This is a genomic window from Pantoea vagans (genome assembly GCF_004792415.1).
Classification (GTDB): Bacteria; Pseudomonadota; Gammaproteobacteria; order Enterobacterales; family Enterobacteriaceae; genus Pantoea; species Pantoea vagans.
In genome coordinates this window covers 271,500-288,692 of record NZ_CP038853.1, presented here as the reverse complement: position 1 = coordinate 288,692, position 17,193 = coordinate 271,500, and the positions used below count along the sequence as shown (strand labels likewise).

General features: G+C 60.3%; 14 protein-coding genes. 2 read left to right on the top strand and 12 right to left on the bottom strand.

Features of this window, described 5'->3' with window-relative positions; all coding sequences use genetic code 11:
* Nucleotides 1-18: 18 nt before the first annotated feature.
* Both EGO56_RS01360 and EGO56_RS01355 read right to left on the bottom strand, forming a co-directional pair.
* Nucleotides 19-1,365, bottom strand: coding sequence for a cation:proton antiporter (locus EGO56_RS01360; RefSeq protein WP_135907512.1), 1,347 nt, complete (start codon nucleotides 1,363-1,365; stop codon nucleotides 19-21).
* Nucleotides 1,366-1,426: 61 nt separating this feature from the next.
* Complete coding sequence (locus tag EGO56_RS01355; protein WP_135907511.1) at nucleotides 1,427-2,629, bottom strand: MFS transporter; 1,203 nt, start codon at nucleotides 2,627-2,629, stop codon at nucleotides 1,427-1,429.
* A gap of 93 nt (nucleotides 2,630-2,722) precedes the next feature.
* Here EGO56_RS01355 and EGO56_RS01350 point away from each other — a divergent pair, with 93 nt between their 5' ends.
* A complete protein-coding gene (locus EGO56_RS01350) occupies nucleotides 2,723-3,691 on the top strand; it encodes a LysR family transcriptional regulator (RefSeq protein ID WP_135907510.1) in 969 nt (322 codons plus the stop codon).
* 37 nt (nucleotides 3,692-3,728) lie between these two features.
* Here EGO56_RS01350 and EGO56_RS01345 read toward each other — a convergent pair whose 3' ends face one another.
* From EGO56_RS01345 to EGO56_RS01305, 9 genes are all read right to left on the bottom strand, one after another.
* Nucleotides 3,729-4,226, bottom strand: coding sequence for a TIGR00645 family protein (locus tag EGO56_RS01345; RefSeq protein ID WP_003852093.1), 498 nt, complete (start codon nucleotides 4,224-4,226; stop codon nucleotides 3,729-3,731).
* A gap of 54 nt (nucleotides 4,227-4,280) precedes the next feature.
* The gene (kdpD, locus tag EGO56_RS01340) at nucleotides 4,281-6,956 is read right to left on the bottom strand and encodes a two-component system sensor histidine kinase KdpD (protein WP_135907509.1); all 2,676 of its coding nucleotides are present in this window, start codon (nucleotides 6,954-6,956) and stop codon (nucleotides 4,281-4,283) included.
* A gap of 163 nt (nucleotides 6,957-7,119) precedes the next feature.
* Nucleotides 7,120-7,686, bottom strand: a complete 567-nt coding sequence (gene kdpC / locus EGO56_RS01335) for a potassium-transporting ATPase subunit KdpC (RefSeq protein ID WP_135907508.1) — start codon at nucleotides 7,684-7,686, stop codon at nucleotides 7,120-7,122.
* Between the two features lie 10 nt (nucleotides 7,687-7,696).
* Nucleotides 7,697-9,745 carry a potassium-transporting ATPase subunit KdpB gene (gene kdpB, locus EGO56_RS01330; RefSeq protein WP_135907507.1) on the bottom strand — a complete coding sequence of 683 codons (2,049 nt, stop codon included), beginning with the start codon at nucleotides 9,743-9,745 and terminating at the stop codon, nucleotides 7,697-7,699.
* Nucleotides 9,742-11,430 carry a potassium-transporting ATPase subunit KdpA gene (gene kdpA, locus EGO56_RS01325; RefSeq protein ID WP_135907506.1) on the bottom strand — a complete coding sequence of 563 codons (1,689 nt, stop codon included), beginning with the start codon at nucleotides 11,428-11,430 and terminating at the stop codon, nucleotides 9,742-9,744. The genes kdpB and kdpA overlap by 4 nt, the downstream gene beginning before the upstream one ends.
* Nucleotides 11,430-11,519, bottom strand: coding sequence for a K(+)-transporting ATPase subunit F (gene kdpF, locus EGO56_RS01320; protein WP_010253443.1), 90 nt, complete (start codon nucleotides 11,517-11,519; stop codon nucleotides 11,430-11,432). The genes kdpA and kdpF overlap by 1 nt, the downstream gene beginning before the upstream one ends.
* 108 nt (nucleotides 11,520-11,627) lie before the next feature.
* Nucleotides 11,628-12,794, bottom strand: a complete 1,167-nt coding sequence (locus tag EGO56_RS01315; RefSeq protein WP_135907505.1) for an HD-GYP domain-containing protein — start codon at nucleotides 12,792-12,794, stop codon at nucleotides 11,628-11,630.
* A gap of 157 nt (nucleotides 12,795-12,951) precedes the next feature.
* Nucleotides 12,952-13,908, bottom strand: coding sequence for a 2-hydroxyacid dehydrogenase (locus EGO56_RS01310; protein WP_135907504.1), 957 nt, complete (start codon nucleotides 13,906-13,908; stop codon nucleotides 12,952-12,954).
* The gene (locus EGO56_RS01305; protein WP_135907503.1) at nucleotides 13,889-15,280 is read right to left on the bottom strand and encodes an MFS transporter; all 1,392 of its coding nucleotides are present in this window, start codon (nucleotides 15,278-15,280) and stop codon (nucleotides 13,889-13,891) included. Before EGO56_RS01305 ends, EGO56_RS01310 begins: the two co-directional genes overlap by 20 nt.
* 420 nt (nucleotides 15,281-15,700) lie before the next feature.
* On the opposite strand from EGO56_RS01305, the gene EGO56_RS01300 reads away from it, so the two are divergent.
* Nucleotides 15,701-16,618 (top strand): sugar ABC transporter substrate-binding protein, encoded by a 918-nt coding sequence (locus tag EGO56_RS01300; protein WP_135907502.1) that lies wholly within the window; start codon nucleotides 15,701-15,703, stop codon nucleotides 16,616-16,618.
* A gap of 35 nt (nucleotides 16,619-16,653) precedes the next feature.
* Here EGO56_RS01300 and EGO56_RS01295 read toward each other — a convergent pair whose 3' ends face one another.
* Entirely contained in the window at nucleotides 16,654-17,154 is a 501-nt protein-coding gene (locus EGO56_RS01295; RefSeq protein ID WP_135907501.1) for a GNAT family N-acetyltransferase, read from the bottom strand.
* Nucleotides 17,155-17,193 lie beyond the last annotated feature (39 nt).

Here is a 17,193-nt window from a genome sequence, read left to right as displayed (position 1 = left end):
AACTCCTGTTCGTTCAGGTTAAACCTTGCGCTGAAGGGCTTCGAGGCGCTTCTGACGCCAGTTCAGCAGCGGCGTCACCGTGGTGCCGTGAACCACCACGCTGCAGACCACCAGCGTTAACGCCATATTCGTCATGATTTCCATCTGCGGGCCTTGCATGCCGTGCGTCCAGGCATAAGCGATGTAGTTCAGGCTGCCAATTCCCCGGATGCCCAGCCAGCCAATCATCAGACGCTGTCCCAGCGGCAGCCCGGCGCGTACTGTCACCAGCCAGACGGCCAGCGGTCGTACCACCACAAACAGCACCAGGCCAATCAGCACGCCATAGATGTTCCAGTGCTGCGCCAGCGTCACGCCCAGCACCACCATCATGCCAGCCGCCAGTAAACGTTCAATAGTATCGCCAAAAGAGAGTGCGTCGCCTACTACAAACCCAATCGACTTCACCATATTATTGTCGCCCTGATGCGCCAGGCGTTTGTTAGGATTCACCAGCGCCTCAGAGGGCAATACGCGTTCGTCGTCAGAGAGGTCTTCCGGCTGATGACGATGGAACACGCCCAGTTCGGCACGGCGTAACCCCAGTCCGGCGGCGAAGGCAGCCAGGAAGCCGGAGGCACCCAGATACTCCACCAGCGAATAACTCAGCGCAATCAGTGCCAGCGCCAGGAAATCATTGGGCGCAACGTCGCCATTGGCATTACGCAGTCGGGTCGCCAGCATGCCGATTAGCTGCCCCAGAACAAAGCCGATGATCAGACCGCCGCCAATCGCCCAGAGCACTTCGACCGCGCCCCAGTGCGCCAGCATCGCGCCACTCAGGCTCTCGCCATTAAACAGCAGCAGCGCCAGCATCAGCAGGGGTAATGCGGAGCCATCGTTCATGCCCGCTTCACTGGAGATCGCCACACGCAGCGAGTCATCATCCTGCGCATCGTTGACCGAGATTAAGCTCGCCAGCACCGGATCGGTCGGCGCGACAATCGCGCCAAACGCCAGCGCAATCGGCCAGTCTAATCCCACCAGGAAGTGTGCCAGCAGGGTCATCGCGGCAACGGTAAGCAGCATGGCGGGAAACGCCAGTTTCAGCCCGGTCTGCCAGCAGTTGTTCTGCAGCGGCTGACGCAGCTTGAGACCGGTGATAAACAGCGAGGCCGCCATGGTGATTTCGGTGATATGGGCCACGGCTTCGGAATGGGCGACGATATCGAGGTGGATAACATCAAATCCCCACGGGCCGCACAGCATGCCCGCGATCAGGAACAGACCAAATGAGGTGACTGGCCCCCGGTGAATCCAACCGGAAGCCAGCGACATCAGCAGCAGAAGGCCGCCCGTCGCTGCTGTCCAGGCTAAAAAGTTCATAACACTCCACAATATTTCGGGTTTATGAATAAGCCTGGCACATTTTTTGACGGGCGAGGTGTCAGTTTTTCAGGTGACGACTGGCGAAGCGGACCGCGAGAGCCGCGGCGCCGGCTAAGGTAGCGAGCGCAACCACCCCATTCCAGCCCCAGTGAGCCAGTGCCAGACTGCCCAGCGCCGCACCGGTCGCCATACCGATAAACACCACGGTAAACAGCAGTGCATTCAGGCGACTGCGTGCTTCCGGCGCCAGACCGTAGACCAGCGTCTGATGCGCCACCAGCGTGGCCTGCACCCCTAAATCAAAGCCGATAGTACAGACCACAATCAGCGCCAGCTGTGCGGGCATGGGCAACAGTGGCAGCAGAAACATCAGCGCAAAAGAGATCGTCACCAGCGCGGCACCGGCCTGCGTGACGCGTGCCGGACCGATGCGGTCAGCAAAACTGCCCGCCAGCGGCGCGGCCATGGCACCCGCAGCACCGGCTAAACCAAACGCCCCCGCCACCGCACTGTCGAGATGAAAGCGGTCGCTGAGCATTAACGCCAGCGTCGACCAGAAGGCACTGAAGGCTATAGAGAGCAGACCCTGAGCCAGCGCAGCGCGGCGCAGCGTCTGATGGTGACGCCACAGATGCACCAGCGACAGCAACAGGCGCGGATAGCTCACGGAGGTGCCCGGCGCGAAGCGTGGCAACACCCGCCACAGCGTCAGCGTAATCAGCAACACTGCCAGCGCGGCGATCATGTACATGGTGCGCCAGCCGAAATACTCCGCCACCACCCCGCTGACCACCCGTGACAGCAGAATCCCCACCAGCAGCCCGGTCATCACCGTACCGACCGTTTTACCCCGGCTGCGTTCCGGGGCCAGCGCCGCCGACGCGGGCACAATATCCTGCGCCACCGTGGCGGTTAGCCCGGTGATAAAACTCGCAACCAGCAGCGCGCTGAGTCCGCCGGAAAAGCCACACAGCAGCAGCGCCGCGACCAGCAGTAAACCCTTGATAAAGATAATGGTGCGGCGGTCGTGACGATCGCCCAGCGGGGCCAGCAGCAGAATACCCAGCGCATAGCCCGCCTGAGTCAGCATCGGCACCATGCCAACTGCGCCGATGCCTGCATTAAACTGCTTACTGATGATATCCAGCATCGGCTGGCTGTAGTAAATCGATGCAACGCTGAGCCCGGCTCCGGCGGCCAGGGTAAACACCAGCGGCGTGGAGAGCGCTTCATTTTGCGTCTGAGTCTGTATGGCTGACATGCTGTAATCCTCATCATTTCGTGCAACCATTAAAGCGCATTGTGGTTATACGCGGTAGACTGATACCAGACAAAACCGTTATGCGTGGCGCGTATGAACAATCCTAACAGCAGCGATCGCATCGACCTGATGCAGACGTTTATCCGTATCGTCGAAAGCGGCAGCCTGTCCGCAGCAGCAGCCCAGCTTGGCACGACACAGCCCACCGTCAGCCGCCGATTGCAGACCCTGGAGCAGCGGCTGGGCCTCAAGCTAATCCTGCGCACCACCCATGCGCTGAAACTCACCGATGATGGCGAACGCTGCTACGCCCAGGCACGGCAGCTGCTGGCGACCTGGCATGCGCTGGAAGATGAGCTGACCGGTGCCAGCGATGACCCGGTCGGTACGCTGCGGGTTCGTGCGCCGCACGCCTTTGGTCAGGATCAGCTGATCGCGCCGCTGGTGGACTATCTGCACCGCTATCCCCGCCTCAATATCGAGTGGATGCTGAATGACCGCACGCCCGACTTCATGGCGGAGAACGTGGACTGCGCCATTCAGGTCGGTGCGCCCACCGATCCTTCGGTCGTGGCGATTCTGCTGGCCGAAGTGCCGCGCATTGTGGTGGCGGCCCCGCACCTGCTGGGGGAGCATCCGCCGATAGAACGTGTGGCACAGCTGCGCGATCTGCCGTGGCTGGCGCTGACCAGCTTTTACCGTAATGAAGTGGCGTTGCAGAAGATTGACGACGGCCAGCCGGTGAACCTTGCGATTACGCCCCGGCTGAGCAGCGACAGCTTATATGCGGTGCGCAAAGCGGCGCTGGCCGGAATGGGTGCGGCGATTGTCTCCTCGTGGGCGGTGCAGGAGGATTTAGCGGACGGCAGTCTGGTTCAGCTGATGCCCGCCTGGCAGGCCCCGCCGCTGCCGGTATGGCTGACCTATCCCTGGGCGAGTTACTACCCGGCCAGGCTGCAACACTTTTTTGCCATGATCAAAGAGGTGATGCCACAGCTGGCGGGCACACGCCCGGCGTCGCAGCCGGCAGGTCGTTCAGGGGGAGCAGAGCGGAAGGGATAAAGCAGGCGCCCGCGTCAGCGGGTCGCCAGGTGATAAATTACTTTTTATCGTAGCGCGACATCTTGTCCAGCCAGCCCATCACAAAGGCCGAGAGCACAAAGGTCAGGTGGATAATCACGTACCACATCAGCTTGTCGTTTTCGACGTTGCGCGCTTCCATAAACACCCGCAGCAGGTGAATGGAGGAGATGGCCACGATTGAAGCCGCGACTTTGTTTTTCAGCGAGCCGGAGTCCATTTTGCCCAGCCAGCTCAGCTTCTCTTTGTCTTCGTCGATATCAAGCTTGGAAATGAAGTTCTCATAACCCGACAGCATCACCATCACCAGCAGGCCGCCCACCAGCGTCATATCCACCAGCGACAGCAGCAGCAGGATCAGATCGTTTTCCGCAATGCTGAAAATGTTGGGCAGCAGGTGGAAAATTTCCTGGAAAAATTTAATGGTCAGCGCCAGCAATCCCAGCGAAAGTCCAATGTAAACCGGAGCCAGCAACCAGCGCGATGCATACATCAGGTTTTCGGTAAAACGTTCCATACAATCCCACGAATAATCAAACAGGTCCGGAAGTATAACCGATCCACTGTGAAGTTATTTCAGCCCTTCGTCAGAAATTTCAGGGGCCGGCGGCAGCGGTAGTGAGAGACGAAATGCCGCGCCACCTTCGGGTCGGTTCTCTGCCCAGATCTGGCCGCCGTGGCTCTCAATAATGGTTTTACAGATTGCCAGACCGAGCCCGACGCCCGGCACCGCCGACTCTTTATCACCGCGCCAGAACTTATCGAATATCCGGGTTAAATCGTCTTCCGCAATGCCCGGTCCGCTGTCCCACACCGCAATCTCCAGCCGTGTCGCAGCACACCAGGCGCGGATGCCACGTGGTGCGCTGTTACCGGCATACTTCAGGCTGTTCTCAATCAGGTTGGTGAAGACGCGTTCCAGCAGCGTGCTGTCGCCTTTAATCAGCACGATGTCATCCGGCAGATCGAGCTGAACCTCATGCCCTTTCAGCGACGGTGCCATGCTGCTCAGCGCGCCGCCGATCACCTCTTCCAGCGCCAGCCACTCTTCACGCAGGTTGAGGCCGCCCGACTGAATGCGTGCCATATCCAGCATGTTGCTCACCAGCCGGATGGTGCTCAGCGTCTGCTCGCGGATCTGGCTGGCCTGCGGCACATATTTTGAGTTGTCGCTGGCCAGGTCGAGCATCAGCATTTCCGCCTGACCAAACAGCACCGTTAACGGCGTGCGCAGGTCGTGCGACAGCGCCGACAGCAGCGCATTGCGCAGCTGTTCCCGCTCTGCCGAAAGCCGGGACGCCGCCTCACTGTGCGACAGCGCCATGCGCTCCAGGGCGTTGGCAATCAGTACCGTAAAGGTTTCCACCAGCCGCTGCTGTTCGGGGATCATCAACTGACGCAGGTTCTGCGGCTCCACCACCAGCAGACCCCGGCAGTGCGCGCCGCTTTTCAGCGGCAGGATCTGATAGGGCACCGCCGGTAAGGTATCGGTGCCCGCGCCCGCAGGCTGGCCTTTGCTGTAACTCCATTTCGCGATGGCGCGATCCGGTTCGCTGGCCGGTAACGCTTCGCCCACCGGTTGCAGCTCACCCTGCTCATCCGGCAGCAGCAGCAGGCAGCGCGCCTGCAAAGTGGCGTCGAGCACCCGCTGGCTGGTGGCGGCAATATCCTGCGGCGTTAACGCGCTGCCCAGCGATTTTGCCATCTCATAGAGCTGCCGCGCCCGCTGCTCGCGGTAGCGCGCCACCCGCGCCTGATAACGCACGCCTGCCGTAAGGTTGCCGACAATGACGCCCACCGCCAGCATTACGCCAAAGGTCACCAGATATTGCAGGTCGGAGACCGCCACCGTGCCGGTGGGCGCAACAAAGAAGAGGTCGAAGGCGACGATATTCATCACCGTGGCGATCACCGACGGCCAGCGGCCATAGCGCAGCGCCACGATCACCACCGCCAGCAGGTAGATCATCACGCAGTTGGCGGGATCGAAATTGATCAGCACCGACTGTCCGGCTGCGGTGACGACGATGCAGAGCACCAGCGCCATCATCACGCCGCGCAGCTGAATGCGCCATTTTTCACTGGTGACGCGGCCATCCGGCAGCGGATGCGGCGCATCTTTCAGCGGCTCATCCAGCGCCACCACCAGCAGGTCGAGATCGGGGCCAAGCTGGCCCAGACGTTCGGCAAAACTGTCACGCCGCCAGCGCCGCAGCGGGCGACGACCGGTGACGATTTTGCCCAGGTTGTGCTCGCGGGCGTAGCCCAGCACCGCTTCCGCTTCATCCGGTTCCGACAGCGTGGCCGTTTCCGCACCCAGCTCCTGCGCCAGCTGTAAGGTGCGCAGAATCGCCCGTCGCCGCGCTTCGGGCAGCCGGTTAAGCCGGGGTGTTTCGACATAGACCGCGTGCCATTCACTGCCAAGTCGCGCCGCCAGCCGGGCGGCGGTACGCACCAGCTTTTCACTGCCGCTGTCGTCACCAATGCAGAGCAGAATGGCGTCGCGGGTGTGCCAGACGCGATCCCGTCCCTGCTGATCGCGCCAGGCGCGCATCTGGTCGTCCACCCGATCGGCGGTGCGACGCAGGGCCAGCTCACGCAGGGCGAACAGGTTACCTTTGCGGAAAAAGTTTTCGATGGCGCGTTCCGCGCGGTCGCCAATGTAGACTTTGCCCTCTTTCAGCCGCTGCCGCAGATCGTCGGGCGGCAGATCGACCAGCACCACTTCGTCGGCGCTGTCGAAAAAGGGATCGGGCACGGTTTCGCGCACCTGAATGCCGGTGACGCCGCCGACCACATCGTTGAGGCTCTCAAGGTGCTGCACGTTGACGGTGGTCAGCACGTCGATGCCCGCTTCCAGCAGCTCCTCGATATCCTGCCAGCGCTTGGGATGGCGCGAGCCCTGCACGTTGGTGTGCGCCAGCTCATCCATCAGGATCACCGCCGGATGGCGGGCCAGCGCAGCATCAAGATCAAACTCCGCATGACGCGAACGGCCGGTTGCGCGACGCGGCAGCAGGGTTAAGCCTGTCAGCAGCTGCGCGGTTTCCGGCCGTTCATGGGTCTCTACCACGCCGATCAGCACATCCAGACCCTGCGCACGCAGCCGCTGTGCCTCCTGCAGCATGGCGTAGGTTTTGCCCACGCCCGCACAGGCACCAAAGTAAATCTTCAGCTGCCCGCGATGACTCTCGCGGTTAGCCTGCAGCAGCGCGTCGGGATCGGGACGCTGGGGTTCGTGGTTCATCGCTTCCTTAGAGCCTATGCCAGTAGGCGTAATTGTTGCAGACAGTCTGGACACGGACAGCGCGGAAAAACCGGAGCGTACACGTAGTACGTGAGGATTTTGAGCACTGCCCAGGTTCAGACTGACAAATAAAATAGCCTGATGGGATAGGCTCTTAACACCATTACAGTTCGTTGAGCGCCATATTCAGCTGCAGCACGTTGAGGGTCGGCGTGCCGAGGAAGGGCATCAGCGGACGATGCGTCATCTTTTCAATCAGCGCCTCGACCTGCGCGACCGGCACGTTGCGGCTGGCGGCGATACGCGGAGCCTGCCACAGGGCAGCCTGGGGCGAAATATCCGGGTCCAGCCCGCTGGCGGAAGCCGTCACCAGCTCAACCGGCACGGCTGCAGGTGCCTGCGGATTGGCGGCCCGCAGTGCAGCGACGCGGTCGGCGACCGCTTTATCCAGCGCCGGGTTGCTGGCGGCCAGATTACTGCCTCCAGAGGCCAGCGGGTTATAGGCTTTATCACTGGTGGCTGAAGGACGACCCCAGAAATAGCCGGGCTGAGTAAAGTTCTGCCCAATCAGCGCGGATCCGTGCGCCACGCCCTCTTCTTCCAGCAGCGAGCCATTGGCCTGGGACGGAAACAGCCACTGCGCCAGTCCGGTGGTGAGGAAAGGATAAACCACGCCGGTAACAAGCGTAAGCAGCAACAACAGTAAAATTGCCGGACGTAACTGACTCATTTTTTTCTCCTCAGGCCATGCCTGAAAGCACTAACAGCAGATCAATCGCTTTGATGCCGACAAACGGCACCAGCAGGCCACCCAGACCGTAAATCAGCAGGTTGCGGCGCAGCAGCGCAGCCGCACTCAGCGGGCGGTAGCTGACGCCTTTCAGGGCCAGCGGGATCAGAAAGATAATCACCAGGGCGTTAAAGATCACCGCCGACAGAATTGCGCTGGCGGGCGAGTGCAGCTGCATCACGTTGAGCATGTTGAGCTGCGGATAGGTCGCCGCAAACGCCGCCGGAATAATGGCGAAATATTTCGCCACGTCGTTGGCGATACTGAAGGTGGTCAGTGAACCGCGCGTCATCAGCATCTGTTTACCGATGTGCACCACTTCCAGCAGCTTGGTCGGGTTCGAGTCGAGATCGACCATGTTGCCCGCCTCTTTCGCCGCCTGCGTACCGGAGTTCATCGCCACCGCCACATCCGCCTGCGCCAGGGCAGGCGCATCGTTGGTGCCGTCGCCGGTCATCGCCACTAACCGTCCTTCTGCCTGATACTGGCGGATCAGCGCCAGCTTGGCTTCCGGTGTCGCCTCTGACAGGAAGTCATCCACGCCCGCTTCCGCCGCAATGGCCGCGGCGGTCAGCGGGTTATCGCCGGTGATCATCACCGTTTTGATGCCCATTTTGCGCAGTTCGGCAAAGCGCTCTTTGATGCCGCCTTTTACGATATCTTTCAGCGCCACCACGCCCAGCACGTTCGCGCCCTCGGACACCACCAGCGGCGTGCCGCCACTGCGTGCCACCTCTTCCACCTGCGCATTGACCTCGGCTGGGAAACGGCCATGGTTCGCTTCGATATGACGACGGACCGCATCGACCGCGCCCTTGCGGATCAGCCGGCCCTGCACGTTTACGCCACTCATGCGGGTCTGCGCCGAGAACGGAATAAAGCTGGCACCCATGCTGCTGAGATCGCGCTCACGCAGATTAAAGCGCTGCTTCGCCAGCACCACGATGCTGCGGCCCTCTGGCGTTTCATCAGCCAGCGAGGCGAGCTGCGCGGCGTCGGCCAGCTGCTCTTCGCTGACGCCCGGCGCGGGCAGGAACTGGGTCGCCTGACGGTTACCCAGCGTGATGGTGCCGGTTTTGTCGAGCATCAGCACATCCACATCGCCTGCGGCTTCCACCGCACGTCCACTGGTCGCAATGACATTCGCACCCAGCATCCGGCTCATTCCCGCCACACCAATCGCCGACAGCAGGCCGCCGATAGTGGTCGGGATCAGACAGACCAGCAGCGCCACCAGCACGGTGATGCTGACCGGCGTGCCGCCCCATGCCGAGAACGGCCAGAGTGTGACGGTCGCCAGCAGGAACACGATGGTCAGTGACACCAGCAGGATAGTCAGGGCGATCTCATTCGGGGTTTTACGGCGCTTCGCCCCTTCCACCATGGCGATCATCCGGTCAAGGAAGGTTTCGCCCGGGTTGGCGCTACAGGTGATCACCAGCCAGTCAGAGAGAATACGCGTACCGCCGGTGACTGAGGCGAAGTCACCGCCTGACTCACGGATGACCGGTGCAGATTCACCGGTAATGGCGCTCTCATCCACTGAGGCACCGCCCTCCATCACTTCACCGTCGCAGGGAATGATGTCGCCCGCTTCGACCAGCACCGCGTCGCCTTTACGCAGCGCATCGGCACTGACCTGCTGCCACTCCGCGCCATAGCGCGCCGCTGACAGTTTTTTGGCGAAGCTGGTCTTTTTGACCCCTTTCAGGCTGCTGGCCTGGGCCTTGCTGCGCCCTTCGGCCAGCGCCTCCGCCAGGTTGGCGAACAGCACGGTGAACCAGAGCCAGAGCGCAATCGCGCCGGTAAAGCTGGCGCTGCCGCTGATGCGGCCAGACAGCATGGTCAGCGCCAGCAGCGTGGTCAGCACGCTGCCGAGCCAGACCACAAACATCACCGGGTTGCGGAACTGTACCCGCGGGTCGAGCTTTTTCACCGCATCCCAGGCCGAGGTGCGCAGCAGCGCTGCGTCAAATAACGCCTGTTGTTGACGACTCATGAGGATTGTCCCTGAACAAGTTGCAGATGCTCAGCCACCGGGCCCAGCGCCAGAGCAGGAATAAAGGTCAGTGCACCCACCAGCAGCACCGTGCCGATCAGCAGGGCAATAAACAGCGGACCGTGGGTGGGCAGCGTGCCGTTACCCACCGGCTGCACTTTTTTCACCGCCATCGCACCGGCAATCGCCATCACCGGAATGATGATGCCGAAACGGCCCAGCAGCATGCAGACCGCCAGTAACAGGTTCCAGAACGGCGTGTTAGCACTCAGTCCGGCAAAGGCGCTGCCGTTGTTGTTAGCTGCCGAGGAGACGGCGTAGAGCACTTCGCTGAAGCCATGAATGCCGGGGTTCGCCATTGCGCTGCGACCAGCGTCCGTCATCATCGCCAGCGCGGTGCCGATCAGCACCAGCGCCGGGGTAACCAGAATCGCCAGCGCGGTCATTTTCATCTCCCACACGTCGACTTTTTTACCCAGAAACTCCGGGGTACGGCCAATCATCAGCCCGGCAATAAACACCGCCAGCAGTACAAACAGCAGCATGCCGTAGAGACCGGCACCGACGCCGCCAAATACCACTTCACCCAGCTGCATCAGCCACATCGGCACCATGCCGCCCAGCGCGGTAAAGGAGTCGTGCATGGCATTGACCGCCCCGCAGGAGGCCGCGGTAGTAATGACCGCGAACAGGCTGCTGTTAAGAATGCCAAAGCGCGTCTCTTTGCCTTCCATGTTGACGGCGCTGTCGGCCCCCAGCTGGAGGAAATGCGGGTTGCCCTGCAGTTCGGCCCACATCACGACGGCGACCGCCGCGACAAACATCAGCGTCATCGCCCACAGCAGCATGTGGCCCTGACGACGGTCACGCACGCTTTCGCCAAATGCGAAGCAGAGCGCGGCCGGGATCAGGAAGATGCTCAGCATCTGCACCAGGTTAGTCAGCACCGTCGGGTTTTCAAACGGATGGGCGGAGTTGGCGTTAAAGAAGCCGCCACCGTTGGTGCCCAGCATTTTGATCGCTTCCTGCGACGCCACCGGTCCCATCGACAGCGTCTGCTGTACGCCTTCCAGTGTGGTGAAGCTGTGGTAAGGCGCGAAGTTCTGAATGCTGCCCTGACTGACAAAGAACAGCGCCATCAGCAGGCTGATCGGCAGTAAGACGTAGAGCGTGATGCGTGTCAGGTCGCGCCAGGCGTTACCCAGAGAGGAAGAGCTGCGATTAGCGAAACCCCGGATCAGCGCAAAGGCCACCGCGATCCCGGTTGCGGCAGAGAGGAAGTTCTGCACCGTCAGGCCCACCATCTGACTGAAATAGCTCAGGGTGCTTTCGCCGCTGTAGGACTGCCAGTTGGTGTTGGTGACGAAGCTCACGGCGGTGTTGAGCGCCAGATGCCAGCTCAGGCCAGGCAGCTGTTGCGGATTCAGCGGCAGCGAACCCTGCAATAGCAGTATGGCCAGCAGCACCACGAAGCCCAGCGCGTTAAACAGCAGAATCGCCAGCAGGTAGTGCGGCCAGCGCATCTCCGATTGCTGCGCGCCCAGCAGTCGCCACAGCGGCGCTTCAAAACGGGCAAACACCGGCTTATCAGCCACTAACGCGGCCAGGCCCCGTCCAAGCGGCTGCGCCAGCACCATCAGCAGCACCAGATAAAATGCGATGAGTAAAAAAGCATTGGCCGCCATCAGAAGGCCTCCGCATTTAACAGGGCATAGATCAGATAGCCCAGTAACAACACCACCAGCACAATGCCGGTTATTACGCCCACGCTCACAGGAACCTCCAGAGGATTGGATTTATGGCTTAGCTTGCGCGGAGGCGTATAAAGAAGGGGTTAAAATGCAGCGGGCGGGCGTAAAAATAGTGTAAAAATGGCGAAAAATCAGGCGACTTCCAGCGCCCAGATACGATTGAGATCGACGTTACCCCATAGCGTACTGTCCTCTGCGCCCACAATGCTGTCGGTGCAGAAACTGTCGCCGAGGTCGAGCTCCTCCGGTTTCACTTCACGCTGGGCGTGCAGCGACCAGAAGACATGCACACAGGGACGCATCAGCGATTTTTCCCCCGCTTTCACCACCAGCGCCACCCGGCCGGAGGCCAGACGCACCAGCGAGCCTACCGGATAGATGCCGATAGTTCGCACGAAGGTGTGCAGCAGGCCCGGATCGAAGTGGCCGCGCCAGCTCAGCATCTGGTGCATCGCCTCTGCCGGTGTCCAGCCGTTGCGATAGGAGCGGGTTGAGGTGACCGCATCATAGACATCACACACCGCTGCCATCCGGGCATAGAACGAAATCGCCTCCCCTTTCAGACGGTGCGGGTAGCCGCTGCCATCATATTTTTCATGATGATGCAGAGCGATATCGAGCAGATCGTCATCGGCGTCGGCTTCAATCAGCATCTGCGTGCCCACCACCGGGTGCTCGCGCATCACCCTGAACTCCTCTTCCGTCAGCTTGCCCGCTTTGTTCAGGATCGCCAGCGGCACAGCGGCTTTGCCGACATCATGCAGTAAACCGCCCATTCCTACCCGACGCAGCTGCTGCTCATCCAGCCCGAGTTTTTTACCCAGCGCAATCATCAGCCCGCAGACCGCCATGGAGTGCAGATAGGTGTAGTCATCATGATTTTTCAGCCGTGCCACGCTGAGCATCGCTGAGGGTTCACGCGTGATCGAACCGGCGATGTCATCCACCAGGTCCATCATATAATCGAGCTTCAGACCATTGCCCAGCCGCGCTTCGTTAAACATCGCCAGTACTTTCGGTTTGCCCTGCTGAAAGATCAGCTGTGCCTGGTCCAGCTCCTGAAAAAACGGAGTGCGGCCAATGGTTCTTTTCGCGATCGAGGTGGCGATCGGCGCCTGCACGGATCGATCGAGGTCGATCCAGAGCTGGCGGATCCCTTCACTGCGTAACGTGGCGATTTGTCGTGGATCGGTGATCAGCATCTGATTATGAATGCGCTGGTCCTTTATCCACCAGACCTCCAGCTTGTGGATAAACATCCCTGGGCGCAGTTCATCAATGGTAATCAGCTTTATCACGCTATCACTCCTTACGATCAGCGGGTGGTAAGGTGATATCGGCAGCTGGACAAATATTCTTCAGGCTGTTTTGTGCGGAGGCGGCGTGCGGGCGAGTGGTCAGAGGAGAGGCCTCCTGCCTCACTCTCTGTCCATCATGGTTAAGTCGTTGTTGCCGTTAGACTACGCGGGTCAGCACCGGCTCTCCACGAGCAAACGCCAGCATGTTCTCAAACACCAGGTCGGCCATCGCCGCCATGGTTTCGCGGGTGCTGCTGGCGATATGTGGCGTAATCACCACATTGTCGCGCTGACGCAATTCATCAGGCACCTGCGGCTCCTGTTCAAACACATCCAGTCCGGCACCGGCGATCTGCCCGGTTTCCAGCGCCGCCACCAGCGCCTGCTGATCCACCACGCTGCCGCGCGCGATGTTGATCAGATAGCCCTGCGGGCCCAGCGCCTGCAGTACGTCTGCGTTAATGATATGCCGCGTTGCGGCCCCGCCCGGCAGCGTGAGCACCAGAAAATCGGCCTGCTGCGCCAGCGCTATCAGGCTCTCATGCCGGGTAAAGGGCACGTCGGGACGTGAACGCGGGTTGTAGTAGTGAATCTGCATATCAAACGCCTGTGCGCGCCTGGCCACCGCCTGGCCGATATTGCCCAGCCCGACGATGCCGCACACTTTGCCGCCAATTTTGCTGCTCAGTGGAAAGCGACCCTGCGTCCAGTGCCCGGCACGTGTGAAGCGATCAGCCTCACTGATGCGGCGCGCCACATCCAGCAGCAGCGCCATACCCAGGTCGGCGACGCAATCATTCAGCACCTCGGGCGTGTTGGTGACGACAATGCCGCGTGACCGGGCGGCTTCCGTATCAATGCTGTCATACCCGACGCCGTTGCTGCAGATCGCTTTGAGGTTGGGCAATGCCGCGATCAGTGCGGCGGGTGCGCCCATCACCGCATTGCCGCTGGTGACCAGTATGTCGATGGCAGCACCCTGTTCAGTCAGAAAAGCCGCCTCATCGTCCGCCTCCCACAGCCGGAAGGCGGTGAACGCATTTTCGATATTCTCAATCAGCTCTGGTGGCAGAAATTTCCCTTTGATCAGCACATTACATTGCTTTAATGCCATCTTCTTTCTCCTGATTGTTATAGACTGCCGGGTGAGCGCTCTCTTCGCCGACGCGTTCAATCGGTCCCATCACCAGCAGGAACAGCAGCGCCGCGACCACGCAGTGTGCCGCCACAAACGCCAGCCCGATGCTATAGCTGCCGGTCAGCCCGACGATGATGCCGAACAGCAGCGGCGTGGTGAAACCGGCAATATTGCCGATGCCGTTAAAAATGGACCCCGCCAGACCCACCGCCTCTTTGGGCGCGGTGTCGCTGATTACCGTCCAGGTGCCTGCGCCCGCCGCGATGCCTTTGCCGAAAAAGGCGAAGGACATAATGGCGATGATGCCGCCATTACCGGGAATGATCGCCGCCAGCACCAGGCTCGACGCCATCAGCATGCCGACGATGTAGGGGGTTTTACGCGCCCAGGAGACGCTCCAGCCCCGGGCGATTAACTTATCTGACAGGTAACCGCCGCTGATCCCGCCGAGAAATCCAAACACCGCCGGGGCGATGGTGGCGAATCCCGCTTCCATGATGTTCATACCGCGCGCCTGCACCAGATAGATCGGGAACCAGGTAATAAAGAAGTAGCTGAGTGCGATGATGCAGTACTGACCAAGATAGGCGCACCAGAGCATGCGATTGGTAAACAGCTTTCTGAACATCGCTTTGCTGACCGGTGGCCGGGCCTTAAGGGTCTGCGCTGCATCGATATCCACCAGCGCGCCGCCGTCAATGATGTGGCGCAGTTCACTTTCCGACACGCCGGGGTGATTACGCGGCTCGCGCATCCAGGCCGTCCAGACAAACACCGCCAGCAGGCCGATACCGCCCAGCACAAAGAATGGCCATTCCCAGCCAAAGCGCGACACCAGCCAGCCTGACAGCGGCGAGAAGATGGCGACAGCAAAATATTGCGCCGAACTGAACAGCGATGATGCCCGTCCCCGCTCAGCGCCAGGGAACCACATAATCACCACGCGCGCATTGGCGGGAAAGCTGGGCGCCTCAATGAGTCCCAGCATAAAGCGCAGACCAAACATCAGCATCAGCGCACCGGTCATACCGCTGGAGAACTCGCCAACGAAGCCCATCGCCAGTGTTGAAACAGACCAGAGCGCCAGCGTGATGCCATACACTTTTTTGGCCCCAAAGCGGTCAAGAAACAGTCCACCGGGGATCTGTCCGATAACGTAGGCCCAGCTGAAAGCCGAGAGGATCAATCCGAGCTGGATCGCTGACAGGCCGAACTCCTCTTTGATCGCCGATCCGGAGATCGAGAGGATCGAACGGTCGGCGTAAGCCACGACTGACAAAAACAGGATCAGGCAGAGGATCCCGATGCGGACATGGGTGGTCCGTTGAGGCGTTGCATCTTTAGGCATGAGCTGAATTCCTTAAAAAGCGGCAGGTTGCGCCACGAGATTTTTTTCAGGAATAACGCTGAGATTTCCCGCTTCTGGAAATATAGATAGGAGGCTAACCATCGGTCATTGTGCGGATGTAGAGATCGACGGGTCCGATTCAGCGATTTTCTGGCAACCGCCACAACCGCCCGTGCGGCGCTGCACAAAAGCGCAAAAAGCTGCTGCTCTCTGCCGCAGAGTGTGCACCCGATCGGGGTTTTAACCGGCCCGGGCAGCTATGACGCGACGAATTTGCAGCAAAGTGTGGCGACGCCAGCAAGAGTGAAACGGGCGGCTTGTCAAACCTGACGGCAATTTCTAAGCTGCAGATGATCCTATTTATCCATTTTTATAATAAATGAAAAATCCATTCCATCCGGTTAACCTCGGGAGTCCGCAATGAAAACACGCGCATGGGCCTTACTCTGTCTGCTCTCTCTTTCCACGTCGGCGCTGGCAGAGAAGATTGGCGTTTCGATGGCTTATTTCGACCAGAACTTCCTGACTATTATTCGCCAGTCGATTGAGAAAGAGGCGAAAGCGCGTCAGCTGGATGCGCAGTTCGAAGATGCACGCGGCGACGTCGGCCGTCAGACCGACCAGGTGCAGAGCTTTATCAGCGCCGGGGTGGATGCGATTATTGTCGATCCGGTCGACTCCGCCAGCACCCCAGCCCTGACGAAACTGGCGCAGCAGGCGCACATTCCGCTGGTCTACGTTAACCGCACGCCGGGCGATAAAACCCTGCCACCGGGCGTGGTGTTTGTCGGCTCTGACGAACGCGAATCGGGCACGTTGCAGATGGAGGCGCTGGCGAAGCAGGCCGGTTACCGTGGCAATGTCGCCATCATGATCGGTAATCTCAGCGATGCGGGCGCACTGCAGCGCACCCGGGATGTGGAGCAGGTAGTGGCAAAGTATCCCGGCATGAAAGTGGTGCTGAAGCAGACTGCCAACTATGCGCGTAATGAGGGCATGGATTTAATGCTCAACTGGCTGTCGAACGGAGAAGCGATTGATATTGTCGCTGCCAACAATGATGAGATGGCGATTGGCGCAACCATGGCGATTGCCCAGGCGAAGCCAAAGAAAACCATTCTGGTCGGCGGCATTGATGCCACACCGGATGGCCTGAAAGCGCTGGCGAGCGGCAGACTGGCGGTGACGGTGTTTCAGGATGCCGTGGGTCAGGGTAAAAAATCGGTTGAGGTGGCGCAGCAGATGATCAAAGGCCAGAAGGTCGACGCCCACCAGTGGATCCCGTTTGAGCTGGTCACACAGCAGAACATGCAGCACTACAGCCCTAAAAATCCGTAACGCAACACGGCGCGGCAGCATTGCCGCGCCGGTTATCACTCCCCGTTCAGCAGCTTCGCCATCATCACCACATCGCGCAGCTGACCGTCACGCAGGGCGGCCTGGCGTTTGACCCCTTCCCACTCAAAGCCCAGTCGTTCATAGAGCCGCAGCGCACGATCGTTGTCGTGAAACACCTCCAGCTCCATACGGGTAATGCCCAGCCAGTTGCGGGAGTAGTCGAGCGCGGTGCGGATCAGGCGCTCACCGACGCCGCGACCACCAAAATCGGGATGCACTCCCAGCCCAAAGCTGATGCAGTGGCGGGTGCGCGGCTTGTTATCCACAAACAGCGTCAGTTCGCCGGCCAGCACGCCGTCGATCTCGGCGACAAAGGCGATAAAGCCCTCGGCATCCATTCTGGCGATTTTTTTCTCCCAAGTGGCGACGCTGGGAAACGGCAGTTGCAGCGTCCAGGGATAGACGTCGGGGTGACTGTAAAGCCGCTGATAAGCGGCAGCGTCCTGCGGTTCCCGTGCCCGAATTGTGATTTCCATATTTTCTCCTGTTAGCCGAATGGGGTTCATGCACTAAGC

Coding starts and splice junctions, on each gene's coding strand:
- EGO56_RS01350 (WP_135907510.1), top strand. CDS start 2,723: ATGAACAATCCTAACAGCAGCGATCGCATCGACCTGATGCAGACGTTT.
- kdpC (WP_135907508.1), bottom strand. CDS start 7,686: ATGAGTCAGTTACGTCCGGCAATTTTACTGTTGTTGCTGCTTACGCTT.
- EGO56_RS01310 (WP_135907504.1), bottom strand. CDS start 13,908: ATGGCATTAAAGCAATGTAATGTGCTGATCAAAGGGAAATTTCTGCCA.
- kdpB (WP_135907507.1), bottom strand. CDS start 9,745: ATGAGTCGTCAACAACAGGCGTTATTTGACGCAGCGCTGCTGCGCACC.
- EGO56_RS01345 (WP_003852093.1), bottom strand. CDS start 4,226: ATGGAACGTTTTACCGAAAACCTGATGTATGCATCGCGCTGGTTGCTG.
- EGO56_RS01295 (WP_135907501.1), bottom strand. CDS start 17,154: ATGGAAATCACAATTCGGGCACGGGAACCGCAGGACGCTGCCGCTTAT.
- EGO56_RS01300 (WP_135907502.1), top strand. CDS start 15,701: ATGAAAACACGCGCATGGGCCTTACTCTGTCTGCTCTCTCTTTCCACG.
- EGO56_RS01305 (WP_135907503.1), bottom strand. CDS start 15,280: ATGCCTAAAGATGCAACGCCTCAACGGACCACCCATGTCCGCATCGGG.
- EGO56_RS01355 (WP_135907511.1), bottom strand. CDS start 2,629: ATGTCAGCCATACAGACTCAGACGCAAAATGAAGCGCTCTCCACGCCG.
- kdpA (WP_135907506.1), bottom strand. CDS start 11,430: ATGGCGGCCAATGCTTTTTTACTCATCGCATTTTATCTGGTGCTGCTG.
- kdpD (WP_135907509.1), bottom strand. CDS start 6,956: ATGAACCACGAACCCCAGCGTCCCGATCCCGACGCGCTGCTGCAGGCT.
- EGO56_RS01360 (WP_135907512.1), bottom strand. CDS start 1,365: ATGAACTTTTTAGCCTGGACAGCAGCGACGGGCGGCCTTCTGCTGCTG.